We start from the raw sequence: 21,356 nt of genomic DNA, 5'->3' as shown, positions 1-21,356 counted from the left end.
AATCGGGCTTCCGCGCCGTTTGGGAGACGCGCCATGGCCTATCGTCGTCTGCTGTTGCCCCTCACCGGCACCGCCGCCGGGGAGGCTGCGCTCGCCACCGCGCTGATGGTGGCGCGCATCTGGAACGCGCATGTCCACTGCCTGCATGTCCGGGTCGATGCCCGGGACGTGGCGCCGCTGGCCGGCGAGGGCCTGTCGGGGGCCATGATCGAGGAGATGATGGCGGCGACCGAGCGCGAGAGCGGCGACCGCGCCGGCCGCGTCCGCGCGCTCTTCGACCGGTTCGCCGGAACCTCGGGCGGCGTCGCCATCGCCGACAGCGCCGAGACCGCGCTCAAGACCGACGGGCCGACCCTCTCCTTCGAGAGCATCGCCGGGCGGGAGGAGGATGTGGTCGCCCAGCAATCCCGCCTCTACGACATGGCGGTGGTGCCGCATCCGGAGGCGGATGAGGACGTCTCCTCCTCCGACGCGCTGCATGCGGTGCTGTTCGACTCGGGCCGGCCGGTGCTGATCGCGCCGCGCCAGGTGCCGCGCACCATCGGCACCCGCGTCTGCTGCGCCTGGAACGGCTCGGCCGAGAGCGCCGCCGCCATCGCCGCGGCGCTGCCCTGGCTGCACCGGGCGGAGGCCGTCCGCCTGCTCTATGCCGACGAGTACCAGCGGCGTGGGCCGAAGGTGGAGGGCATCCGCAGCTATCTCCGCTGGCACGAGGTCGAGGCGGAGCCGGTGCTGTTCAAGCCGATGACCAAGGATGTCGGCGCCGGGCTGCTCGGCGCGGCGCGGGACTTCGACGCGGACCTGCTCTGCATGGGGGCCTACAGCCATTCCCGGCTGCGCCAGCTCATCCTCGGCGGCGTCACCCGGCATGTGCTGGAGAACAGCGACATGCCGGTCCTGATGTGCCGCTGAGCGCAATCGCCGAAGGGCGCATCGCCCGGAGGCGTGAAGCGCGCGACCAGGACCGAAGCGCGATCGCCGAAGGGCGGCATCGCCCGGAGGCGTGAATCGCGCGACGGGGAGCATGCCGGGCCTCGATCCGCCGATCGAGGATCGGGGTCCGGGGCCCGTTGCGGCGGCGGCCCGGCGGCCGCATGATCCCGCCCCGGTTTCGGCTGGGAGAATGACGATGAGCCTGATCTGGACACGGCGCGCCCTGGCGGGCGGTGCCCTGGCCCTGCCCTTCATCCGCACGGCGCAGGCCCAGCAGACGCTGGAATGGGTCGCCGGCTCGCTCGGCGGCGGCTGGTACACCATGGCCGCCGGCCTCTCCGCCCTCATCAAGGACGAAAATCCGGACCTCCAGATCCGCGTCGTCCCCGGCGGTGGCCTGGCGAACGCCACCCGCGTCAACCGCAACCAGTCGCCCATGGGCTGGGGCATCGACACCTTCGCCGCCGCCGCCCGCGCCGGCGAGGAGCCCTACTCGGAGAAGCACGAGGCGCTGCGCTGCCTCGGCACCGGCTACTCGCCGACCGAATTCCACTTCCTCCGCCGCACCGATGCCGGGCCCGAGGACATGCGCGCGATCCTGACGCAGAAGGGCCTGCGCATCGCCTGCCCGCAGCGCTCCTCCACCGACGAGATGACGCTGCAGCGCATCCTGAAATTCCTCGGGACCAGCCCCGAGAAGATCCGTTCCGAGGGCGGGCGCTACCTGAACGGCAGCTATGCCGATATCGGCTCCGCCTATTCCGACGGGCAGGTCGACTACCTTTTCGTCGCGCTGGCCAAGCCGGCCGCCATCGTCAGCGAGATCGCGCAGGGGCGCCGGCCTGCCAGGCTGGTGGAATTCCCGCCCGATATCCGCCGCCACCTGATCGAGCAGTATGCCTATGCGGAAGGGATCCTCCCGGCCGCGACCTATCCCTCGCTGCAGTCGGGCGACGTGCCGGTCACCATGATGGACAGCGTGCTCATGCTGCATGAGAGCGTGGCGGAGGAGGTGGGCTACAAGGTCACCCGCACGCTGATCCGCAACAAGGGGCCGCGCCTGATCTCCATCCATGCCAGCATGGGCGCGTGGGACCCGGCCGCCTCGGCCAAGTACCGCGGCCTGCCGCTGCATCCGGGCGCCGTCAAGGCTTTCAAGGAGGCCGGCGTCCTGGCCTAGGCCGGCGTCGTGCCGGGCGGTCCGCGCCTTCGGCCGTCCCGGCCCGCGGCGACCACGCTCCGGCCGGCGGGGACGGCAGGATCCTTGCATGAAGAAGGGTCATGATGCGCGACCTGGCCGGCCCCCTGAAGCTGATCGTCACCCTCTGGCTGGCCGGCGCCTCGGCCATCCACCTCTATTTCGGCGGCTTCGGCTTTCCCGAGCCGATCACGCTGCGCGCCTTCCACCTGCTGGTCTTCGTCCCGCCGCTCTTCCTCCTCTACCCGGCACGGCCGGGCCGCTCGCCCGCGCGCCGGCCGAGCCTCCTCGACTGGCTCTGGGCGGCCGCGGCCGCGGTGCCGCATGGCTGGGTCATGTGGCATTGGGCCGAAGTCTCGGACCGGATGGAGTATGTCGATCCCTTCGGGCCGCAGCTGATGGTGCTGTCCGTCCTCGCCATCGTCACGCTGCTGGAGGCGACGCGGCGGGCGGTGGAGGTCGGGCTTGCCTGGATGATCGTGGCCTCGGTCGCCTACATGGCCTTCGGCCACCATATCCCCGGCCTGCTGAACAGCCGGCCCTTCACCCTCGCCGAGATCCTCGAGGCGTCCTGGCTGGTGCCGACGGCGGGCGGGGTCTACGGGCCGCTGACGGGGATCGTGGCGACGACCATCGCCGTCTTCATCGTCTTCGGCTCCTTCATGCAGGGCAGCGGGACGGGGCGGCTCTTCACCAATCTCGGCGCGGCGGCGGCGGGGCGCTACACCGGCGGGCCGGCCAAGGTCGCCGTCATCACCTCCGGCCTGTTCGGGACGATGAGCGGCAGCAGCGTCTCCAACGTCATCACCACCGGGGCGATGACCATCCCGCTGATGATCCGCATCGGCTACAGGCCGGCCGTCGCCGCCGGCATCGAGAGCGCGGCCTCGGTCGGCGGGGCGCTGATGCCGCCGGTGATGGGGGCGGCGGCCTTCGTCCTCGCCGAGATCACCGGCATCGCCTATGGCGAGATCGTCGTCGCGGCCGCCATCGGCGCGGCGCTCTACTACTTCGCCATCCTGGCCGCGGTGCATTTCGAGGCGAAGAAGGCCGGCATGGCGCCGATGCCGCTGCGCGACATCCCCGCCTGGCGCGAGGTAGCGCAGGATGCCCATCTCGTCATCCCGATCGCCATGCTGGTCTGGCTGATGATGGACCGCTGGAGCGGCAACTACGCCGCCTTCGTGGCGACGCTAGCCATGGTGGGCGTCGCCGCGCTCCGCCGGCGGACCCGCATGGGCTGGCGGCAGGTGCTGGAGAGCCTGACCAATGCCGGGCTCACCATGGCGCCGCTCGCCGTCTCCATCGCCGGCGCCGGCATCGTCGTCTCGGCGCTGACGGCGACGGGGCTGGTCGTCGCGCTGGGCGGCATCATCAAGGATCTGGCGGCGGGGAATTTCGCCCTGCTGCTGATCCTGCTGGCGCTCACCGTCCTCGTCCTCGGCATGGGGATCCCGACCACGCCGAGCTACATCATCGCCGCCGCCATCGGCGTGCCGCAGATCCTCGAGCTCGGCAGCAAGGCGCTCGGCGTCCCGCCGGGGGACCTGCTGCTGCCGGCGCATCTCTTCGTCTTCTACTTCGCGGTGCTGGCGGATGCCTCGCCGCCCGTGGCGGCGGCCGCCTTCGCGGCGGCGGCCATCGCCAAGGCCTCCCCGCTCGTCTCGAGCAACCATGCGACGCGGCTCGGCATCGCCGGCTTCACCGTGGGCTTCGCCTTTCTCTACGACCCGGGGATCATGCTGCGCGGGTCGCTCGCCGACATCCTCACCGCGACGGCGATCCAGGTCGGGGCGCTGACCGCGATCTGCGCCGCCTATGCCGGCTTCCTGCTGGCGCCCATGGGCCGGGCCTCGCGGCTGTTGCTCGGCGCGGCGGGGCTCTTCGCCGCCTTCTACCATGGCGTGCCGGACCTGGTGCGGCTGGCGGTCGCGCTCGGCCTGCCGGGGCTGATCGCCGCCGCGCAGGCGATGCGGCTGCCGCGGCCGGTGCGGCCCTGATCCGTCGGGACTTGCGCGTCGGGGCCGTGGCCCAGGCGGGGTCCATGGGCCGGCGTGCCCGGAGGCCGCCGCGCCGCGGGAGGTGCGGCGCTACTCCCGCTCGTAGATGAGCCGCGCCCGCACCGTGCCCGGCAGCGCGCGGAGCTCGCCGAGGATCGCCTCCGCCTCGTCCCGCGCCTCGACGCTCTCGACCACGACGTAACCCAGCTCGGCCTGGGTCTGGTAGTACTGCGCGGCGATGTTGAGGCCGCGCCGGCCGAAGGCCTCGTTGATGCGGGAGAGCATGCCCGGCGCATCGCGGTGGACATGGATCCAACGCGCGCCGGTCGCCCGGGCGGGGAGCTGCACCTGGGGGAAGTTCACCGCCCCCATGGTCGCGCCGGTGTCGCTGAAGTCGATCAGCGTCCGCGCCACCTCCTGGCCGATGCGGGACTGCGCCTCCTGCGTGCTGCCGCCGATATGCGGCGTCAGGATCACGTTCGGCAGGCCCTGGACCGGGCTCTGGAAGCGCTCGCCGTTGCGGGCCGGCTCCTGCGGGAAGACATCCGCAGCAAAGCCGAGCAGGTGGCGGTCGCGCAGCGCCCCGGCCACCGCCTCGAGCTCGACCAGCGAGCCGCGGGCATTGTTGATGAGGATGGAGCCGGTCTTCATCCGCGCGATCTGCGCCGGGCCGATCATGCCCACGGTCTCCGACGTCTCCGGCACATGCAAGGTGACGATGTCGGCCTCGGCCAGCAGGTCGCCGAGGCTGGCGCAGGGGCGGGCATTGCCGTGCGGCAGCTTGGTGCTGTGGTCGAAGTAGATCACCCGCATGCCGAAGGCCTCGGCGAGCACAGAGAGCTGGCTGCCGATATTGCCGTAGCCGACGATGCCGAGGGTGCGGCCGCGCACCTCGTAGCTGCCCTCGGCCGACTTGTCCCAGCCGCCCTGGTGGGCGGAGCGGGAGCGGTCCGGGATGCCGCGCAGCAGCATCACCACCTCGCCCATCACCAGCTCGGCGACGGAGCGGGTGTTGGAGAAGGGGGCGTTGAAGACGGGGATGGCACGGAACCTCGCCGCCTCCAGGTCGACCTGGTTGGTGCCGATGCAGAAGCAGCCGACCGCGATCAGCCGGTCCGCCGCCTCCAGCGCCGCGGCCGTGAGCTGGGTGCGGGAGCGGATGCCGAGGAGGTGGACGCCGTGCAGCGCCCCGGCCAGGTCCGGGCCCTCGAGCGCCTTCGGGATGCGGGTGACGTTCTCGTAGCCGGCCGAGGCCAGCAGCTCCACCGCGCTGTCGGAAATGCCTTCCAGCAGGAGGACGCGGATGCGGTCCTTGGGAAGGGAAAGGCGGTCGGACATGCGGGCTCCGGGACGAAAGGCGGGGGCGCTTCTTGCGCCCTTACGCGCCCGTCGCCAAGCCCGGCCGCCGCGGCGGCAGGTCCCGCGTGCGGTAGCGGGCGACCGCCTGGCCGGCGGGGACCTTCTGGAAGACCAGGAAATAGCTGTGGTTCTTCCGCGCATGCACCTGGCGGAGGAGGCGCGCGACGCCCGGCCGGTTGGGGCGTACCAGCACGAAGAGGTCGCGGGCGTAGAAGCCGAGCCCGGCGAGCCCGGTCACGATCTGCACATGGGTCAGCTCCTGCCGGTTGGCGCTGACCTCGTCCTGGCACTTCACGATGAGGATGCCGTGGTCGCGCAGCACCCGACGCGCCTCGGCCGCCGCGGCGAGGTAGAGGTCGAGCACCGCCTGGTGCCAGCGTCCGCCGCCTGGCGCCTCGCCCTCGCCGCCGGCGGCGTAGTAGGTGCGGAGCCCGGCATGGCTGCCGAGCCCGCCCCGCGTGCCGGCCTTGGGGCGGAGCAGGCCCTCCATATAGGGCGGGTCGAGCACCAGGGCGTCGATGCTGCCATCGGCATGGGGGAGGGCGCGGCAATCCGTCCCGGTGGCGAGGTCGGAGGGCAGCACCCGGTAGAGCCCCTCCGGCACCTGCTGCCAGAAGACGCCCTGGCCATAGGTGACATCGGCGATCACCGCGCCGGGCGGGACGTGCAGGGCCAGGATCCGCGGGAACAGGGCGGCATTGCCCCCGGCATGGGCGGAGAGCACCACATCCGAGGTCGCGCTGCCGCCCTGCACCCGGTGGGCCGGGGGCGGGGCCTCCGCCGCGTCATTCATGCGGGGTAGCGGCGCGGAGGGCGCGGATCTCGGCCTCCAGCAGGCCGGGATCGAAGCTGGCGTGCCACTCGGCGCGCATGGCGACGGCATGGGCGAGGCGGCGCTTGTAGTCGGCGCGCGGAATCTCGTGGGCGCCGAATTGGGAGAGGTGCTCCGTCAGGAACTGGCTGTCGAGCACGGTGAAGCCGCCGAGCCGGAGCCGCGCCACCAGATGCACCAGCGCCACCTTGGAGGCATCCCGCGCCCGGCTGAACATGCTCTCGCCGAAGAAGGCAGCGCCGAGGATGACGCCATAGAGCCCGCCGACCAGCCGCCCTTCCTGCCAGACCTCGATCGAATGGGCATGGCCCTGGCGGTGCAGGGCGAGGAAGAGATGCTCGATCTCCGGGTTGATCCAGGTGTCCTCGCGCCCCGGCGCGGCGGCGGCGCAGCCGGTGATGATGCCGGGGAAGTCGCGGTCGGCGGTGACCTCGTAGGGGCCCGAGAGGACGGTGCGCATCAGCCGCTTGGGGAGGTGGAAGCCCTCATAGAGCGGGATGATGCCGCGCCGCTCCGGGTCGAGCCAGTAGAGCCGGTCGCCGCCGCGGCTCTCCGCCATGGGAAAGAGGCCGGCGCGATAGGCACGGAGCATCAGCTCCGGCGTGATGTCGATATGGCGGCGGCTCATGCGGGGGCGGCCAGGCGGCGGGGCACCGGCTCAGGCCCCGACCCGCCGCGGTCGAGCCGCCGGGGAGGCCGCTGCCCCAAGCGCGAGGGCACGACCGGTCGGGTGCGGGAGCGCTCCTTCGCCTCGGCGATGCTGTGGCGCTGCATGGCGGCAGCATAGACAGCCGGCCGGCCTGCCGCCACGGTTTCCCCTTCAGCCCTGCGCGAGCCGCCGCGCCACGAAGCGCTCCAGCCAGTGGATCGTGTAGTCCCCGGCCTGGAATTCCGGGTCCTCCATGATGGCCCGGTGCAGCGGCAGGGTGGTGCTGATGCCGTCCACCACCATCTCGGCGAGCGACCGCTTCAGCCGGGCTATGGCCTCCGCCCGGGTCGCGCCATGGACCACCAGCTTGGCGATCAGGCTGTCGTAATGTGGCGGAACGGCATAGCCGGAGTAGAGCGCACTATCCACGCGCACCCCGAGGCCACCCGGCGCGTGATAGGTGTGCACCCGGCCGGGGGAGGGGGCGAAGGTCTCCGGATCCTCCGCGGTGATCCGGCACTCGATGGCATGGCCGTGGAAGCGGATCTCGGACTGGTCGTAGCCCAGCGCCTCGCCGGCGGCGACACGGAGCTGCTCCTTCACCAGGTCGATGCCGCAGACCATCTCCGTCACCGGATGCTCCACCTGCAGGCGGGTGTTCATCTCGATGAAGGCGAACTGGCCGTCCTGCCAGAGGAATTCGAGGGTGCCGGCATTGCGGTAGCCGAGCTCGCGCAAGGCCCGCGTTACCTGCGCGCCCAGCGCATCGCGCTCGGCGGCGTTCAGCACGGGCGAGCCGGCCTCCTCCACCAGCTTCTGGTGGCGGCGCTGCAGCGAGCAATCGCGCTCGCCGAAATGGACGACGCTGCCGTGGGTGTCGGCCAGGACCTGCAGCTCGATATGGCGCGGGCGGTCGAGGTATTTCTCGAGATAGACCTCGTCATTGCCGAAGGCGGCCTTGGCCTCGGTGCGGGCGACGCGCCAGGCCTCCTCCAGCTCATCCTCGGAATGGGCGACCTTCATGCCGCGCCCGCCGCCGCCGGCGGCCGCCTTGATGAGGACGGGGTACTTCACCTCGGAGGCCACCTGCCGCGCCTCCTCGATGGAGGCCAGCGCCCCGAGGCTGCCGGGGACGAGCGGCACGCCGAGCCGGCGCATCGCGTCCTTCGCCTGGATCTTGTCGCCCATCATGCGGATATGCGAGGGCGAGGGGCCGATGAAGGCGAGGCCATGCGCCTCCACCATCTCGGCGAAGGAGGCGTTCTCCGAAAGGAAGCCGTAGCCGGGATGCACCGCATCCGCGCCGGTGATGGCGGCCGCCGAGAGGATGGCGGCGACGTTCAGGTAGCTGTCCCGCGCTGCGGGCGGGCCGATGCAGACGCTCTCATCGGCGAGGCGCACATGCATCGCGGAGGCGTCGGCCGTGGAATGCACGGCGACGGTGCGGATGCCCATCTCCTGGCAGGCGCGGTGGACGCGCAGCGCGATCTCGCCGCGATTGGCGATCAGGACCTTGCCGAACATGGTTATTCGACGATCAGCAGCGGCTCGCCATATTCGACCGGCGTGCCGGACTCGACGAGGATGCGGGTGACCGTGCCGGCGCGGGGCGCGCGGATCTGGTTGAAGGTCTTCATCGCCTCGATCAGCAGCAGGGTCTGGCCCTGCGCCACCTTGGCGCCGACGGTGACGAAATTCGGCTGGCCCGGCTCCGGCGAAAGATAGGCGACGCCGACCATGGGCGAGGCGACCAGGCCCGGGTGCTTGGCATCCGGCACCTCGGTGGCCTCGGCATTGACGATGGTGGCTGCGGGCGGCGCGGCGGGCGGCATCGGCGCCGGGGCCTGCATCATGCCGGTGGGCCAGCCGGCGAGGGGGGCGGCCGCGGCCGGCTCGCGCGCGACGCGGATGCGGCTGTCCTTCTCGACCAGCTCGATCTCGGTCAGGTCGGTGTCGCGCAGGATCTGGGCGAGGGCGCGGATCGCCTCGGGGTCGAATTGGATGCCGTTGCTCATGCTCGTCCTCAGGCTTCGTCGTCGTCCGGGTCGTCGGTGCCGATCAGCCCGGCCATCGCCTCGAGCGCCAGGGCATAGCCCTGGACGCCGAGCCCGGCGATGACCCCCGTCGCGGCCTTGGAGACGAAGCTGTGCTGCCGGAACTCCTCCCGGCGGTGGATATTGGTGATGTGGACCTCGATCACCGGCAGCCCCACCGCCAGCAGGGCGTCCATCAGCCCGATGGAGGTGGTGGTGTAGCCGGCCGGGTTGATGACGATTCCCGCTGCCCGGCCGTGGCATTCCTGCACCCAGGTGATCAGCTCGCCCTCGGCATTGGTCTGGCGGAAGTCGATGGCGAGGCCTAGCCCCTCCGCCACCTCGGCGCAGAGCGCCTCCACGTCGTCGAGGGTGGCGTTGCCGTACTTGTCCGGCTCCCGCACTCCGAGCAGGTTGAGGTTCGGGCCATTCAGGACGACGACCAGCGGGGGCGACATGATGGATATCCGGCGGGGATCGGGGCGGTTGCGCTAGCACGGAGGGGTTTCGGGGGGCAAGCGGATGGGCTCGCGGCGCCCGGCTTGTCCTCGGCCCCCGGCTTCGCCACATTCTTGGCCATGGACGCAGAGATCCAGATCACCGTGAATGGCGAGCCCCGGCAGGAGCCGGCGCCCGTCACCCTCGCCGAGCTGCTGGAGCGGATCGGGCTCGACACGCGCAAGGTCGCGGTCGAGCGCAACCTCGAGATCGTCCCCCGCTCCACCTATGCCGCGACGCGACTTGCCGCCGGCGACCGGCTGGAGATCGTACATTTCATCGGCGGAGGCTGAACCATGGACGGATTGCCACAGCCGACCCAGGACGACAGCTGGGAGGTCGCCGGACTGCGCTTCCGCTCGCGCCTGATCGTCGGCACCGGGCGCTACAAGGATCTGGAGGAGACGGGCCGGGCCATCGACGCCTCCGGCGCCGAGATCGTCACCGTCGCCGTGCGCCGGGTCAATCTCGGCGACCCGAAGGCGCCGATGCTGCAGGACCATGTGGACCCGCGCCGCTACACCTACCTGCCGAACACCGCCGGCTGCTTCACCGCCGAGGACGCCGTCCGCACCCTGCGCCTCGCCCGCGAGGCAGGGGGGTGGAACCTCGTCAAGCTCGAGGTGCTGGGGCCGCCGCCCTTCCTCTACCCCGACATGCGGGCGACCTTCGAGGCGCTGGAGGCGCTGCTGAAGGACGGCTTCCAGGTGATGGTCTACTGCGCGGACGACCCGGTCGCCGCCCGGCGGCTCGAGGAGATGGGCGCCGTCGCCATCATGCCGCTCGGCGCGCCGATCGGCTCGGGCCTCGGCATCCAGAACCCGGTGATGATCCGGGCGATCATCGAGCAGGCGCGCGTGCCGGTGCTGGTCGATGCCGGCGTCGGCACCGCCTCCGACGCGGCCTTCGCCATGGAGCTCGGCTGCGACGCGGTGCTGATGAACAGCGCCATCGCCCATGCGCAGGACCCGGTGCGGATGGCCCGCGCCATGAAGGCGGCGGTGGAGGCGGGGCGGCAGGCCTTCCTGGCCGGACGGATGCCGCGGCAGCACGCGGCCGACCCGTCGAGCCCGCTGGCCAAGGGGATTATCGGCCGCAACTAGCGCCCGTCGAAGGACCGTTGCTGAGTTGCCTGCGGCAAATTCCCCGGCCCTTCCGTGTCACGACCGGCGGATCAGCGGGAACCGCAGCGGGCTTCCGGCGTAGTTTCCGGTGCTCCGGCGGGGGCGCGGGAAAATAATCTGGGTCGGCCTGCATTTTCCGCTTTCCACCCCCAGGGGTGGGGCCTATATGCCGGCTTAGACGCAGTACGCACGTGCCTCTGGCCCCAAGCCCACGGAACCCGGCGCCCCTCCACAACGGCGCAGCCTAGACAAGGTCACCGCGGCGCAAGGTTTACGCAACGACGTCAAGCGTTCTGGCAACCCCGTGAGGCGCAAGCCGCGCGGTCCGTTTGGTCGCTGGTTCGTTCGACCGTTTCGTCAATCTGGGGCCGCCGCCCGATCCGGGGCGGTCCTACTGTCTGTAGGGAATAGTGCGATGACCCCCAAGGTCTCCCGCTTCCTGCGCGACCATGCGCCGGCCACGCCTTGCCTCGTCCTCGATGTCGACCGGGTTGAGGAGAACTACCGGCGCCTCGCGGCCGCCCTGCCGCTCGCCCGCATCTACTACGCCGTGAAGGCCAACCCGGCCGCGCCGGTGCTGGAGCGCCTGGTCGGCCTCGGCTCCTCCTTCGATGCCGCAAGCTGGGAGGAGATCGAGGCCTGCCTCGCCGCCGGCTCGCGCGCCGAGGGGATCAGCTTCGGCAACACGGTGAAGAAGGAAAGCGCGATCCGCGCCGCCCATGCCGCCGGCGTGCGCATGTTCGCCTTCGACAGCGAGGCGGAGCTGCGCAAGCTCGCCCGCTCCGCCCCCGGCGCGCGGGTCTACTGCCGCATCCTGGTCGGCAATGTCGGCGCCGAATGGCCGCTGTCGAAGAAGTTCGGCTGCGAGCTGGAGATGGCGCGCGAGCTGATGCTCCTCGCCGGCGAACTCGGCCTCGACCCCTTCGGCCTCTCCTTCCATGTTGGCAGCCAGCAGACGCGGACGGATGCCTATGAGGCGGCGATCGCCAAGGTCGCCATGCTCTTCACCGACCTGCGCGATGCGGGGGTGAAGGTGCGCATGGTCAATCTCGGCGGCGGCTACCCGGTGCGCTACCGCTCCGAGGTGCCGGAGATCGACGATTTCGGCGCGGCCATCATGGGCGCCATGACCGAGCATTTCGGCAATGCCCTGCCGGAGATCGTCATCGAGCCGGGCCGCTTCATGGTCGGCGATGCCGGCGTCGTCAGCGCCGAGGTGGTGCTGGTCTCGCGCAAGGCGAAGGACGACCCGGTGCGCTGGGTCTATCTCGATATCGGCCGGTTCGGCGGGCTGGCCGAGACCGAGGGCGAGGCGATCAAGTACGCCTTCCGCACCCCGCATGACGGCGAGGCGGATGGTCCGGTGACGATCGCCGGCCCGACCTGCGACAGCACAGACACGCTGTACGAGAAGTCGAACTACCGCCTGCCGCTCTCGCTCGATTGCGGCGACCGGGTGGAGCTGCTGGCGACCGGCGCCTATGTGACCACCTATGCCAGCCAGGCCTTCAACGGCTTCCGCCCGCTGGCCGAGCACTACGTGTGATTCTTTCCGTTCCCAAGGTGGCATCGGGCGCATAGTCTTGCGTCATGGATGAGATCGACCGGAACATCACGGTCGCGCTGCAGCTGGACGGCAGCGCGGGGCTGGCGGAGCTGGCAAAGGTGGCGGGGCTTTCGGTCTCCGCCACCGCCGAACGGGTAAAGCGGCTGGAGGAGCGCGGCGTCATACGCGGCTGGCGGGCGGATCTCGATCCGGTCGCGGCGGGCTGCCCGCTGCTGGTGCATATCCTCGTCACCGTCGCCCCGGGGCGGGACGAGGCCGCCTTCCGCAAGGCGATGCGGCGGCAGGAGGCGGTGCTGGAATGCCACGCCATCACCGGCGATTGGACCTACCTGCTGAAGGTGCGGCTGGCCGACCTGCCGGCGCTCGACGCCTTCCTCAATGACGAGCTGCGCGCCCAGTCCGGCGTGCAAAGGGTGGAGACGCTGCTCGCCATCGCTACCGTCAAGGAGACGTCCATCCTGCCGGTGGCGCCAGCCACCGAAGAGTAGAAAGGCCGGGGAGAAGGTATTCTCCCCGGACCCCTCATCTATTTCCGTCAGTTGGCGGTTCGCACCGCCATGGCCGTGGTGCGCTCGTCCATGCGGGCTTCGTAGGTGAGGCCCTTCCTGAGCGCCCAGCTGTTCACGAGCTGGAAGAGCGGGATGATGGCGACGTCGTCCATGGCCATCTTCACCGCCTCGCGGAGCAGCTGCTCGCGCTGCCGGTCGTCGATCGTGGCGGCGGCGCGTGCGGTCAACTCATCGAGCTCCGGGTTCGAATAGCGGCCGCTGTTGCTGGCGCCCGTCCGCCGCTCGCGGTCATAGGTGCCGAGGATATTGACCAGCGCATAGCTCGCCTCGCCGGTGACGCTGCCCCAGCCGCTGAGGCGGATGGCGTATTCCTGCCGGTTGGAGCGCTGCGAGAAGCTGGCCCAGGGCACTGCCTCCACCTCCGTCCGGATACCGATGCGGGTGAACATCTGCGCCACCGCCTGCGCCGTCTTGGCGTCGTTCGGGTAGCGGTCGTTCGGGCTGTGCAGGGTCATGCGGAAGCCCTGCGGGAAGCCCGCCTCGGCCAGCAGCCGCTTGGCGCCGTCGGCATCGAAGGCGGGCGGCCGCACCTCCGGATTGTAGCCGAAGGTTCCTTCCGGCAGCCACTGCCCGGTCGGCTGAGCAGTGCCCTCCATCACCCGCTCGGCCAGGGCCTGACGGTTGATCGACAGGGAGAGCGCGCGGCGCACGCGGACATCGTTGAACGGGTTGGCGGCAAGCGGCTTGCCGTCATTGTCGCTGGTGAAGGGCACGTCGCGCTGCCGCGAGTGGTCCATCAGCAGGTAGATGAGACGGAGGCCCTGGATCTCGGAGATGGTGACCTTCGGGTCCCGCCGCATCCGCACGAGGTCGGTCGAGGGCACCTGGTCGATCATGTCCACATCGCCGGCAAGTAGCGCCGCCGTGCGGGCGCCGTCATTGCCGATGAAGCGGTAGTTGACCCGCGCCCAGGGCTCCGGCCCGCGGAAATAGGCCTCGTTGCGGGCGAGCTCGGTGCGGTCGCCGGAGCGGTAGGCGACCATGCGGTAGGGGCCGGTGCCGATCGCCGCGCGGCCGCTGTTGAAGTCCTCCGTGCTGGCGCCCTCCGCCGCATGGCGGGCGATGACGGCGACGGAGGCGAGCTCGGTCGGCAGCAGCGGGTGCGGCCGCGCGGTGTGGAAGCGGACGGTCAGCGGGTCGACCGCCTCCACCCGCACGATGGCGCGGACGAAGCCGCCGAAGCCGCCCGGGCTGCCGGGGACGTTGGGCGCGCGCCCGATGGTGAAGGCGACGTCCTCGGCGGTGAAGTCGCGCCCGTCATGCCACTTCACGCCGGGGCGGAGCTTGAACTCCCAGACCGTCTCGCCGATCACCCTCCAGCTCTCCGCCAGGCCCGGATAGGGCTGCGCCCGCGCATCCCGCTCCACCAGGCGGTCGAAGATATGCATCGCCAGGCTGTTGTTCGGCGAGGCATTGTAGAAATGCGGGTCGACCGAGGTGACGGCCCCGCCGATGCCGATGTTCAGCGTGGTCTCGGCCGTCTGCGCGACGGCGGGGGCGGCGATGAGCAGGGCGGCGGCGAGGCCATAGCCCGTGGCAGTGCGGCGTTTCATGCATGTCTCCCGGATCGCGGGCAGGTTACCGCTGGTTGCGGGCTTCGCCAACCGCCTGGCACCGGCCTTGCGCCCGGGGAGGGCAGGGTGCCGCGCCGCTCACGCCTCGCATGCCCACAGTCCCGTCGGACGGGTGGGGCAAAGCCACCTGTTCGGGTGGAATGCCCGCCCGCGATCGACGGTCGCGCCCGGCAGCATCCGGGTGGAAGCTGGCGAGAGGATGACCGGAATGCTAGCTTTCGTCCTGCTGGGGCTTCCGAGGGACATCATGACAGCATTTCGTCGCGCGGCCGGTCTGGCCGTCGGTCTGGCAATTGCGGGATGGGCGGGCGGCCCGTTGCGGGCACAGACCGTCACCATGGGGGTCGGTGCCCCGGTCACCTCGATCGACCCGCATTATCACCAGCTCTCGCCGAATACGGCGGTGGCGCAGATGATCTTCAGCGGCCTGACCCAGACGGATGCGCGTGCCCGCATCATGCCGGCCCTGGCCGAGAGCTGGCGCCCGGTCTCCGACACGGTCTGGGAGTTCAAGCTCCGCCAGGGCGTCACCTTCCACAACGGCTCGCCCTTCACCGCGGAGGATGTCGCCTTCACCTTCGACCGCGTGCCGAAGGTCCCGAATTCGCCCTCCTCCTATGCCATCTACACGCGGCCGATCACCCGGGTGGAGATCGTCGACAGCCATACCCTCCGGCTCCATACCGCCTCGCCCTACCCGCTGATGCCGACCGACCTCGCCAGCGTGATGATCCTCGACCGCGAGACGCATGCCGACGCGACGACCGAGGGCTTCAATGCAGGGCCGATGGCGGTGGGCACCGGGCCCTTCCGCATGCTCAGCCATCGCAACGGCGACCGCATCGAGTTCGAGCGGAACGACGGCTACTTCGGCCCGCGCCCGGCCTGGAGCCGCGTGAACTACCGCATGATCACCAACGACGCGGCGCGCACCGCGGCCCTGCTCGCCGGCGACGTGGACGTGATCGACCAGGTGCCGACCAGCGACCTCGCCAAGCTGCGCACCGACCAGCGGCTGGCCTTGGCCGAGACCACCGGGCTCCGCGTCATCTTCCTCAGCTTCGACCATATGCGGGACGACTCCTCACCCTTCGTCACCGACAACGAGGGCAAGCCGATCCCGCGCAACCCGCTGCGCGACCTGCGGGTGCGCCAGGCGCTGTCCATGGCGATCGACCGCAACGCCATCACCGAGCGTGTGATGGAGAGTGCCGCCATCCCGGCCGGGCAGTTCCTGCCGGAGGGAAGCTTCGGCTATGTCGCGGGCCTTAACCCGCCGCGCTTCGACGCCGAGGCGGCGAAGCGGCTGCTGGCGGAGGCGGGCTTCCCGCAGGGCTTCCGCATCACCTTGCACGGGCCGAACGACCGCTACCCGAACGATGCCCGCATCATCCAGGCCATCGGCCAGATGTGGTCGCGGGCCGGGGTGCGGACGGCGGTCGAGGCGCAGCCCTGGACCACCTTCATCGGCCGCGCGGCGCGGCAGGAGCTCTCCTCCTTCCTGATCGGCTGGGGCACCAGCTCCGGCGAGGCGTCCAATCCGCTCCGCAACCTGACGGCGAGCTTCGACCGCGAGAAGGGCTATGGCGCCTCCAACCGCGGCCGCTACTCCAACCCGGAGGCGGACCGCATCCTGGAGCAGGCCATGCGCGAGCTGGACGATGCGAAGCGCGAGGTTCTGCTGCAGCAGGCGACGCGGATCGTCATGGAGGATGTCGGCATCGCGCCGCTGCACATCCAGAAGAATGCCTGGGCCATGCGCCGCGGCTTCGCCATGGAGGCGCGGGCGGATGAGCTGACGCGGGCGCAGGATGTCCGCCCGGCGGCCGCACGATGACGGCCTTCCTCCTCCGCCGGCTGATCCAGGCGACCGCCGTCGTCCTGGTCATGTCGCTGCTGGTCTTCCTCGGCGTCTTCGCGGTCGGCGACCCGGTCGAGATCCTGATCAGCCCCGAGGCCGACCAGTTCGAGCGGGAGCGGGCGGTCAAGGCGCTCGGCCTCGACCTGCCGCTCTGGCGGCAATACCTCGTCTTCCTCGGCAACGCTCTGCAGGGCGATCTCGGCCGCTCCTTCGTCTTCAACGAGCCGGCGCTGAAGCTGATCCTCGAGCGGATGCCGGCAACCCTCGAGCTCGCCATCGGCGCCACCATCGCTGCGCTGATCATCGGCCTGCCGCTCGGCCTCTATGCCGGGCTGAAGCCGAACAGCGCGCTCAGCAAGGGGATCATGGCGACGAGCATCCTCGGCTTCTCCCTGCCGACCTTCTGGGTCGGGCTGATGCTCATCATGGTTTTCGCCGTGCAGCTCGGCTGGCTGCCGAGCACCGGGCGGGGCGAGACGGTGACCATCCTCGGCATGCGCTGGTCCTTCCTGACGAGTGACGGCATCGCCCATCTCATCATGCCGGCGCTGAACCTGGCGCTGTTCAAGATCAGCCTCGTCATCCGCCTGACCCGCGCGGGCGTGCGGGAGACGATGCTGATGGACTACGTGAAATTCGCCCGTGCCAAGGGGCTCTCGCCCGCCCGTGTCACCTTCGTCCACGTTTTCAAGAACATCCTGATCCCGGTCGTCACCGTCGTTGGCCTCGAGTTTGGCGGGACCATCGCCTTCTCGGTGGTGACGGAAAGCGTCTTCGCCTGGCCTGGCATGGGCAAGCTCATCATCGACAGCATTAACGTGCTCGATAGGCCGGTGATGGTCGCCTACTTGATGATGATCGTGCTGCTTTTCATCACCATCAACCTCGTCGTCGACATCACCTATTCCCTGCTCGATCCCCGCGTCCGGCTGGAGGGCAAGCAATGAGCAGCACCACGATCGGCGCCTCCCCCGCGGCGCCGGCGCCGAAGGTCGAGACGCCCTTCCAGCGCTTCGTCTCGGAATTCGCCGCCTCGCGCATCGCGCTCTTCGGGCTGGTGGTCTTCCTCGCCATCGTCGCCATCGCGGTGCTGGCGCCCTGGATCGCGCCGCAGAACCCCTACGACCTCGCCCAGCTCGACATCATGGACGGGCGGATGGAGCCGGGCACGGTGGGCGGCGCCGGCTTCACCTACTGGCTCGGGACGGATGACCAGGGGCGGGACATGCTCTCGGGGATCATGTACGGCCTCCGCATCTCGCTGATCGTGGGCGCGGGCTCGGCCATCATCGCCTGCCTGGTCGGCGCCTCGCTCGGGATGCTGGCCGCCTATGCCGGTGGGCGGACGGACAGCCTCATCATGCGGCTGGTCGATCTCCAGCTCTCCTTTCCGGCGATCCTGGCCGCGCTGATGATCCTCGCCTTCCTCGGCAAGGGCATCTTCAACGTCGTGCTCGCGCTGGTGATCGTGGAATGGGCCTATTACGCCCGGACCGTGCGCGGCTCCGCTCTCGTCGAGCGGCGGCGGGAGTATATCGAGGCGGCACAGTGCCTCGCCCTGCCGACACGTCGCATCATCTTCCGCCACCTGCTGCCGAACTGCCTGCCGCCGCTGATCGTCGTCGGCACCATGCAGGTGGCCCGGGCCATCGCCCTCGAGGCGACGCTGTCCTTCCTCGGCCTCGGCGTGCCCATCACGGAGCCCTCGCTCGGCCTCCTCATCTCCAACGGCTACGAATACATGCTGAGCGGGAAGTACTGGATCAGCTTCTATCCCGGCATCGCCCTCCTTGTGACCATCGTCTCGATCAACCTGGTCGGCGACCAGTTGCGCGACGTGCTGAACCCGAGGCTGAAGAAGTGAGCGCCCCCACCCTGGAGGTGCGGAACCTCAAGACGCATTTCTTCACCCGCGCCGGCGTGGTGAAGGCGGTGGACGACGTTTCTTTCACCGTCGAGGCTGGCAAGGTGATGGGACTTGTCGGCGAGAGCGGCTCGGGCAAGACCGTCACCGGCTTTTCGATCCTCGGCTTGGTCGACCCGCCGGGGCGGATCGCGGGCGGGCAGATCCTGTTCAAGGGCCGCGACCTGGCGACGCTGCCGGAAGCCGAGATGCGGGGCCTGCGCGGCAACCGCATCGCGATGATCTTCCAGGACCCGATGATGACCCTCAACCCGGTCCTCCGCATCGACACGCAGATGATCGAGACGGTCCAGGCCCATGCCAAGGTCAGCCGCGAGGAGGCACGGCAGCGCGCCCGCGACGCGCTCGGCCAGGTCGGCATCCCGAGCCCGGACGAGCGGCTGAAGGCCTATCCGCACCAGTTCTCGGGCGGAATGCGCCAGCGCGTCGCCATTGCCATCGCGCTGCTGCACAAGCCCGACGTGATCGTGGCGGATGAGCCGACCACGGCGCTCGACGTGACCATCCAGGGCCAGATCCTCGCCGAGGCGCAGAAGCTTTGCGCACAATTCGGCACCGCGCTGGTCTGGATCACCCATGACCTTTCCGTCGTCGCCGGCCTCGCCGACGACATCGCGGTGATGTATGCCGGGAAGGTGGTCGAGAGCGGGCCTGTCACCCAGGTGCTCGATGCGCCGCTGCATCCCTACACGCTCGGCCTGATCGGCAGCGTGCCGAGCCGCAACAAGCGCGGCGAGGCGCTGCGGCAGATCCCGGGCATGACGCCTTCCCTGCTCAACCTGCCGGCCGGCTGCGCCTTCCGCTCCCGCTGCCCGCGCGCCGAGCCGGGCTGCGCCGAGCCGCCGCCCTTCGCCGAGTACCGTCCGGGCCAGCAGGCCCGCTGCATCCACCCGCATCAGGAGGCCGTGGCGGCATGAGCGAGACCCTGACCGCGCCGCCCGCCGCCGAGACCTTGGCCGAGCCGATCATCGAGCTGCGCGGCGTCTCCAAGCGCTTCTCGAAGACGCTGGACTTCGCTGGCCGCCTGGCGAAACGCCTCGGCGCCAATCTCCGCGAGGAGGTGGTGCACGCGGTGGACAGCGTCGACCTCACCATCCGCAAGGGCGAGGTGGTGGGCCTCGTCGGCGAGAGCGGCTGCGGCAAGTCGACGCTCGGCCGCATGGTCGCCGGCATCATGCCGCCGAGCGACGGCAGCATCCTCTGGCGCGGCCGCGACCTCCGCAGCCTCAACGCCGCGGAGACGCGCGAGGCGAAGCTACGCACCCAGATGATCTTCCAGGACCCCTACGCCTCGCTCAATCCGCGGCTGAAGGTGCAGGAGATCGTCGGCGAGGCGCCGCAATACCACGGCCTGGCGAAGCGCGGCGAGATCGAGACCTATGTCGACGACCAGCTGCGCCGTGCCGGCCTCGACCCGGCTTTGAAGGGGCGCTACCCGCACCAGTTCTCGGGCGGCCAGCGCCAGCGCATCGGCATCGCGCGCGCGCTTGCCGTGCAGCCGGAATTCCTCGTCTGCGACGAGGCGGTGGCGGCGCTCGACGTCTCCATCCAGGCGCAGATCCTCAACCTCTTCATGAAGCTGCGGCGGGAGCTCGACCTCACCTATCTCTTCATCAGCCATGACCTCGGCGTGGTGGAGCATCTCTCGGATCGCGTGGTGATCATGTATCTCGGCCGCGTGGTGGAGGAGGCGCCGTCGGAGGAGGTCTTCCGGCGCCCGAACCATCCCTACACCCAGGCGTTGCTCGCCGAGGTGCCGCGGATCGAGGCCCGCAAACGGGCCTTCGCGGGGGTGAAGGGCGAGATTCCCTCGCCGCTCAACCCGCCGTCCGGCTGCCATTTCCATCCGCGCTGCCCCTTCGCCTTCGACCGCTGCCGGGTGGAGCGGCCGGCGCTGCAACAGGTCGGCGCCGGGCATCGCAGCGCCTGCCACCTGAACGACGCCGCATGAGGGGCGCGATCCTCCTCGCCCTGCTGCTGCTCGCCGCCTGCCAGTCGGGCGGCACCAGCGGGCCCTATGTCGGCGGCTCGGCCGGCGGCACGGTCCGCGGGGATCAGCGGCCCCGCTGAGCAGCGGCGAGCGCGAAGCAGGCGGCGCCGAAGGCCCCGAGCCCGGCCAGCAGCCAAGGCACTGGGCCATAGCCCCAGGCGCCCTCCGAGATCAGCGCGATCAGCACCGGCGCCAGCGTGCGCGGCAGGACGGTCACCGCGCTCAGCGCGCCGGTGATGGCGCCATAGCCCTCGCGGCCCAGGATCTCGGCGACACCGGCGGCGCGGACGATGGTCATCAGCCCGTCGGCCATCGCCCAGCCGAGAATGTAGAGCAGCATCCAGGTGAATTCCGGCGGCGCCAGGCCGAGCGCCAGCATGGCGAGGGGCACGAGGGTGGAGGCGAGGCGCCCGACGCCGCGCATCGTCACCCGCCGCCCGAGCGCGAAGAGCGCCAGCCGCGCCGCCACCTGGAAGGGCCCATGCAGTGCGACGAGGGCGAGCACCGAGGCCTCCGGCAACCCCCGCTCGCGCAGCAGGGGAATGGCATGGGCGCCGAGCCCGACGCCGATGAAGGCATGCGCCGCCAGCGCCCCGGCGAGGCCGAGGAAGGCCGGGCTCCGCATCGCCCGGCCGAGGTCGGAGCTGCCGCCGCTCGCGGCTTCCGCCCGCGCCGCATCCGGCGGCAGCAGCCAGAGGGCCAGCAGGCCGGGGATGGCCTGCAGCGCCGCCAACGCCAGCAGCGCATCGCGCCAGCCCAGGCGCTCGATCAGCAGCGCGGTGAGCGGGACGAAGAGCGTCGCGGTGAAGCCGGTGATGAAGGTGATGCCGGTGATGGCCCGCACCGGCTCCCGCGCCTGCGCCACGACGACGGCCATGGCCGGGCTCCAGAGCGCCGTCGCCTGGGCGAGGCCCATCGCCGCCCAAATCGCCCAATAGGCGGGCAGGGCGGAGACCTGCGACCAGGCCGCCAGCAGCACCGCCCCGCCCCAGCCGCCGAGCGCCAGCAGCCAGCGCCCGCCGCGCCGGTCCACCCAGCGCCCGGCTGGCACGGCGGCAAGGCCGGAGACGAGCAGGGAGAGGGTCAGCCCGGCATTGAACTCGGTGCTCGTCCAGCCGAGCTCCGCCGCCATCGGCGCGCCGAAGAGCGGGAAGGCGGAGAAGAGCGTGCCCCAGCCGATCAGCTGGCCGATGGCGATGCAGAGGATGAGGCGGCGATCCGAGGCGGGCAGGCTGCCTTCCATGC

General features: G+C 70.6%; 22 protein-coding genes. 13 read left to right on the top strand and 9 right to left on the bottom strand.

The features are described from left to right. The first annotated feature begins 33 nt into the window (after nucleotides 1-33). The 3 genes from AC5JJ1_RS01530 (at nucleotide 34) to AC5JJ1_RS01520 (ending at nucleotide 4,131) form a co-directional block, all read left to right on the top strand. Entirely contained in the window at nucleotides 34-912 is an 879-nt protein-coding gene (locus tag AC5JJ1_RS01530) for a universal stress protein (RefSeq protein ID WP_495783335.1), read from the top strand. A gap of 217 nt (nucleotides 913-1,129) precedes the next feature. After that, the gene (locus tag AC5JJ1_RS01525; RefSeq protein WP_495783334.1) at nucleotides 1,130-2,113 is read left to right on the top strand and encodes a TAXI family TRAP transporter solute-binding subunit; all 984 of its coding nucleotides are present in this window, start codon (nucleotides 1,130-1,132) and stop codon (nucleotides 2,111-2,113) included. A 101-nt stretch (nucleotides 2,114-2,214) separates the two neighbouring features. Further along, nucleotides 2,215-4,131: a TRAP transporter permease gene (locus AC5JJ1_RS01520; RefSeq protein WP_495783333.1), complete on the top strand. Its 1,917-nt coding sequence runs from the start codon at nucleotides 2,215-2,217 to the stop codon at nucleotides 4,129-4,131. 90 nt (nucleotides 4,132-4,221) lie between these two features. Here AC5JJ1_RS01520 and serA read toward each other — a convergent pair whose 3' ends face one another. Genes serA through aroQ form a run of 7 tightly spaced genes read right to left on the bottom strand, consistent with a single transcriptional unit; the run spans nucleotide 4,222 to nucleotide 9,462 of the window. Beyond that, nucleotides 4,222-5,469, bottom strand: a complete 1,248-nt coding sequence (gene serA / locus AC5JJ1_RS01515) for a phosphoglycerate dehydrogenase (RefSeq protein WP_495783332.1) — start codon at nucleotides 5,467-5,469, stop codon at nucleotides 4,222-4,224. Between the two features lie 40 nt (nucleotides 5,470-5,509). Continuing rightward, complete coding sequence (locus tag AC5JJ1_RS01510; protein WP_495783331.1) at nucleotides 5,510-6,283, bottom strand: hypothetical protein; 774 nt, start codon at nucleotides 6,281-6,283, stop codon at nucleotides 5,510-5,512. Next, entirely contained in the window at nucleotides 6,276-6,950 is a 675-nt protein-coding gene (gene aat / locus AC5JJ1_RS01505; protein ID WP_495783330.1) for a leucyl/phenylalanyl-tRNA--protein transferase, read from the bottom strand. Before aat ends, AC5JJ1_RS01510 begins: the two co-directional genes overlap by 8 nt. Continuing rightward, entirely contained in the window at nucleotides 6,947-7,096 is a 150-nt protein-coding gene (locus tag AC5JJ1_RS01500) for a hypothetical protein (RefSeq protein WP_495783329.1), read from the bottom strand. Before AC5JJ1_RS01500 ends, aat begins: the two co-directional genes overlap by 4 nt. A gap of 46 nt (nucleotides 7,097-7,142) precedes the next feature. Beyond that, nucleotides 7,143-8,495 (bottom strand): acetyl-CoA carboxylase biotin carboxylase subunit, encoded by a 1,353-nt coding sequence (accC, locus tag AC5JJ1_RS01495; protein ID WP_495783328.1) that lies wholly within the window; start codon nucleotides 8,493-8,495, stop codon nucleotides 7,143-7,145. 2 nt (nucleotides 8,496-8,497) lie between these two features. Then, entirely contained in the window at nucleotides 8,498-8,986 is a 489-nt protein-coding gene (accB, locus tag AC5JJ1_RS01490; RefSeq protein WP_495783327.1) for an acetyl-CoA carboxylase biotin carboxyl carrier protein, read from the bottom strand. An 8-nt stretch (nucleotides 8,987-8,994) separates the two neighbouring features. Next, nucleotides 8,995-9,462, bottom strand: a complete 468-nt coding sequence (gene aroQ / locus AC5JJ1_RS01485; RefSeq protein WP_495783326.1) for a type II 3-dehydroquinate dehydratase — start codon at nucleotides 9,460-9,462, stop codon at nucleotides 8,995-8,997. Nucleotides 9,463-9,582: 120 nt separating this feature from the next. Between aroQ and thiS the strand changes: the two genes are divergently transcribed. The 4 genes from thiS to AC5JJ1_RS01465 all read left to right on the top strand — a co-directional run bounded on the left by thiS (nucleotide 9,583) and on the right by AC5JJ1_RS01465 (nucleotide 12,681). Next, complete coding sequence (gene thiS / locus AC5JJ1_RS01480; protein WP_495783325.1) at nucleotides 9,583-9,795, top strand: sulfur carrier protein ThiS; 213 nt, start codon at nucleotides 9,583-9,585, stop codon at nucleotides 9,793-9,795. Nucleotides 9,796-9,798: 3 nt separating this feature from the next. Continuing rightward, a complete protein-coding gene (locus AC5JJ1_RS01475; RefSeq protein WP_495783324.1) occupies nucleotides 9,799-10,605 on the top strand; it encodes a thiazole synthase in 807 nt (268 codons plus the stop codon). Between the two features lie 436 nt (nucleotides 10,606-11,041). Continuing rightward, nucleotides 11,042-12,172, top strand: coding sequence for a type III PLP-dependent enzyme (locus tag AC5JJ1_RS01470; RefSeq protein ID WP_495783323.1), 1,131 nt, complete (start codon nucleotides 11,042-11,044; stop codon nucleotides 12,170-12,172). A 44-nt stretch (nucleotides 12,173-12,216) separates the two neighbouring features. Next, complete coding sequence (locus AC5JJ1_RS01465) at nucleotides 12,217-12,681, top strand: Lrp/AsnC family transcriptional regulator (protein WP_043338641.1); 465 nt, start codon at nucleotides 12,217-12,219, stop codon at nucleotides 12,679-12,681. A 47-nt stretch (nucleotides 12,682-12,728) separates the two neighbouring features. On the opposite strand, the gene AC5JJ1_RS01460 is transcribed toward AC5JJ1_RS01465, so the two are convergent. Next, the gene (locus tag AC5JJ1_RS01460) at nucleotides 12,729-14,315 is read right to left on the bottom strand and encodes an ABC transporter substrate-binding protein (RefSeq protein WP_495783322.1); all 1,587 of its coding nucleotides are present in this window, start codon (nucleotides 14,313-14,315) and stop codon (nucleotides 12,729-12,731) included. Between the two features lie 268 nt (nucleotides 14,316-14,583). Here AC5JJ1_RS01460 and AC5JJ1_RS01455 point away from each other — a divergent pair, with 268 nt between their 5' ends. Genes AC5JJ1_RS01455 through AC5JJ1_RS01430 form a run of 6 tightly spaced genes read left to right on the top strand, consistent with a single transcriptional unit; the run spans nucleotide 14,584 to nucleotide 20,191 of the window. After that, nucleotides 14,584-16,173, top strand: a complete 1,590-nt coding sequence (locus tag AC5JJ1_RS01455; RefSeq protein ID WP_495783321.1) for an ABC transporter substrate-binding protein — start codon at nucleotides 14,584-14,586, stop codon at nucleotides 16,171-16,173. Then, nucleotides 16,170-17,144, top strand: coding sequence for an ABC transporter permease (locus tag AC5JJ1_RS01450; RefSeq protein WP_495783320.1), 975 nt, complete (start codon nucleotides 16,170-16,172; stop codon nucleotides 17,142-17,144). Before AC5JJ1_RS01455 ends, AC5JJ1_RS01450 begins: the two co-directional genes overlap by 4 nt. Then, nucleotides 17,141-18,061 (top strand): ABC transporter permease, encoded by a 921-nt coding sequence (locus AC5JJ1_RS01445; protein ID WP_495783319.1) that lies wholly within the window; start codon nucleotides 17,141-17,143, stop codon nucleotides 18,059-18,061. The genes AC5JJ1_RS01450 and AC5JJ1_RS01445 overlap by 4 nt, the downstream gene beginning before the upstream one ends. Further along, nucleotides 18,058-19,038 carry an ABC transporter ATP-binding protein gene (locus AC5JJ1_RS01440; RefSeq protein ID WP_495783318.1) on the top strand — a complete coding sequence of 327 codons (981 nt, stop codon included), beginning with the start codon at nucleotides 18,058-18,060 and terminating at the stop codon, nucleotides 19,036-19,038. Before AC5JJ1_RS01445 ends, AC5JJ1_RS01440 begins: the two co-directional genes overlap by 4 nt. Then, the gene (locus AC5JJ1_RS01435; protein ID WP_495783317.1) at nucleotides 19,035-20,072 is read left to right on the top strand and encodes an ABC transporter ATP-binding protein; all 1,038 of its coding nucleotides are present in this window, start codon (nucleotides 19,035-19,037) and stop codon (nucleotides 20,070-20,072) included. Before AC5JJ1_RS01440 ends, AC5JJ1_RS01435 begins: the two co-directional genes overlap by 4 nt. After that, complete coding sequence (locus tag AC5JJ1_RS01430; protein WP_495783316.1) at nucleotides 20,069-20,191, top strand: hypothetical protein; 123 nt, start codon at nucleotides 20,069-20,071, stop codon at nucleotides 20,189-20,191. Before AC5JJ1_RS01435 ends, AC5JJ1_RS01430 begins: the two co-directional genes overlap by 4 nt. Here AC5JJ1_RS01430 and AC5JJ1_RS01425 read toward each other — a convergent pair. Further along, the gene (locus tag AC5JJ1_RS01425) at nucleotides 20,176-21,354 is read right to left on the bottom strand and encodes an MFS transporter (protein WP_495783315.1); all 1,179 of its coding nucleotides are present in this window, start codon (nucleotides 21,352-21,354) and stop codon (nucleotides 20,176-20,178) included. The genes AC5JJ1_RS01430 and AC5JJ1_RS01425 overlap by 16 nt on opposite strands. Nucleotides 21,355-21,356 lie beyond the last annotated feature (2 nt).

This window comes from Belnapia sp., from assembly GCF_059504005.1.
The sequence above is the reverse complement of the archived record's forward strand: the minus strand, read 5'-3'. Positions and strand labels throughout refer to the sequence as shown.

What these genes read in the sequence shown, in the direction of transcription:
- AC5JJ1_RS01530 (WP_495783335.1), top strand. Translation starts at nt 34, where the DNA reads ATGGCCTATCGTCGTCTGCTGTTGCCCCTCACCGGCACCGCCGCCGGG.
- AC5JJ1_RS01525 (WP_495783334.1), top strand. Translation starts at nt 1,130, where the DNA reads ATGAGCCTGATCTGGACACGGCGCGCCCTGGCGGGCGGTGCCCTGGCC.
- AC5JJ1_RS01520 (WP_495783333.1), top strand. Translation starts at nt 2,215, where the DNA reads ATGATGCGCGACCTGGCCGGCCCCCTGAAGCTGATCGTCACCCTCTGG.
- serA (WP_495783332.1), bottom strand. Translation starts at nt 5,469, where the DNA reads ATGTCCGACCGCCTTTCCCTTCCCAAGGACCGCATCCGCGTCCTCCTG.
- AC5JJ1_RS01510 (WP_495783331.1), bottom strand. Translation starts at nt 6,283, where the DNA reads ATGAATGACGCGGCGGAGGCCCCGCCCCCGGCCCACCGGGTGCAGGGC.
- aat (WP_495783330.1), bottom strand. Translation starts at nt 6,950, where the DNA reads ATGAGCCGCCGCCATATCGACATCACGCCGGAGCTGATGCTCCGTGCC.
- AC5JJ1_RS01500 (WP_495783329.1), bottom strand. Translation starts at nt 7,096, where the DNA reads ATGCAGCGCCACAGCATCGCCGAGGCGAAGGAGCGCTCCCGCACCCGA.
- accC (WP_495783328.1), bottom strand. Translation starts at nt 8,495, where the DNA reads ATGTTCGGCAAGGTCCTGATCGCCAATCGCGGCGAGATCGCGCTGCGC.
- accB (WP_495783327.1), bottom strand. Translation starts at nt 8,986, where the DNA reads ATGAGCAACGGCATCCAATTCGACCCCGAGGCGATCCGCGCCCTCGCC.
- aroQ (WP_495783326.1), bottom strand. Translation starts at nt 9,462, where the DNA reads ATGTCGCCCCCGCTGGTCGTCGTCCTGAATGGCCCGAACCTCAACCTG.
- thiS (WP_495783325.1), top strand. Translation starts at nt 9,583, where the DNA reads ATGGACGCAGAGATCCAGATCACCGTGAATGGCGAGCCCCGGCAGGAG.
- AC5JJ1_RS01475 (WP_495783324.1), top strand. Translation starts at nt 9,799, where the DNA reads ATGGACGGATTGCCACAGCCGACCCAGGACGACAGCTGGGAGGTCGCC.
- AC5JJ1_RS01470 (WP_495783323.1), top strand. Translation starts at nt 11,042, where the DNA reads ATGACCCCCAAGGTCTCCCGCTTCCTGCGCGACCATGCGCCGGCCACG.
- AC5JJ1_RS01465 (WP_043338641.1), top strand. Translation starts at nt 12,217, where the DNA reads ATGGATGAGATCGACCGGAACATCACGGTCGCGCTGCAGCTGGACGGC.
- AC5JJ1_RS01460 (WP_495783322.1), bottom strand. Translation starts at nt 14,315, where the DNA reads ATGAAACGCCGCACTGCCACGGGCTATGGCCTCGCCGCCGCCCTGCTC.
- AC5JJ1_RS01455 (WP_495783321.1), top strand. Translation starts at nt 14,584, where the DNA reads ATGACAGCATTTCGTCGCGCGGCCGGTCTGGCCGTCGGTCTGGCAATT.
- AC5JJ1_RS01450 (WP_495783320.1), top strand. Translation starts at nt 16,170, where the DNA reads ATGACGGCCTTCCTCCTCCGCCGGCTGATCCAGGCGACCGCCGTCGTC.
- AC5JJ1_RS01445 (WP_495783319.1), top strand. Translation starts at nt 17,141, where the DNA reads ATGAGCAGCACCACGATCGGCGCCTCCCCCGCGGCGCCGGCGCCGAAG.
- AC5JJ1_RS01435 (WP_495783317.1), top strand. Translation starts at nt 19,035, where the DNA reads ATGAGCGAGACCCTGACCGCGCCGCCCGCCGCCGAGACCTTGGCCGAG.
- AC5JJ1_RS01430 (WP_495783316.1), top strand. Translation starts at nt 20,069, where the DNA reads ATGAGGGGCGCGATCCTCCTCGCCCTGCTGCTGCTCGCCGCCTGCCAG.
- AC5JJ1_RS01425 (WP_495783315.1), bottom strand. Translation starts at nt 21,354, where the DNA reads ATGGAAGGCAGCCTGCCCGCCTCGGATCGCCGCCTCATCCTCTGCATC.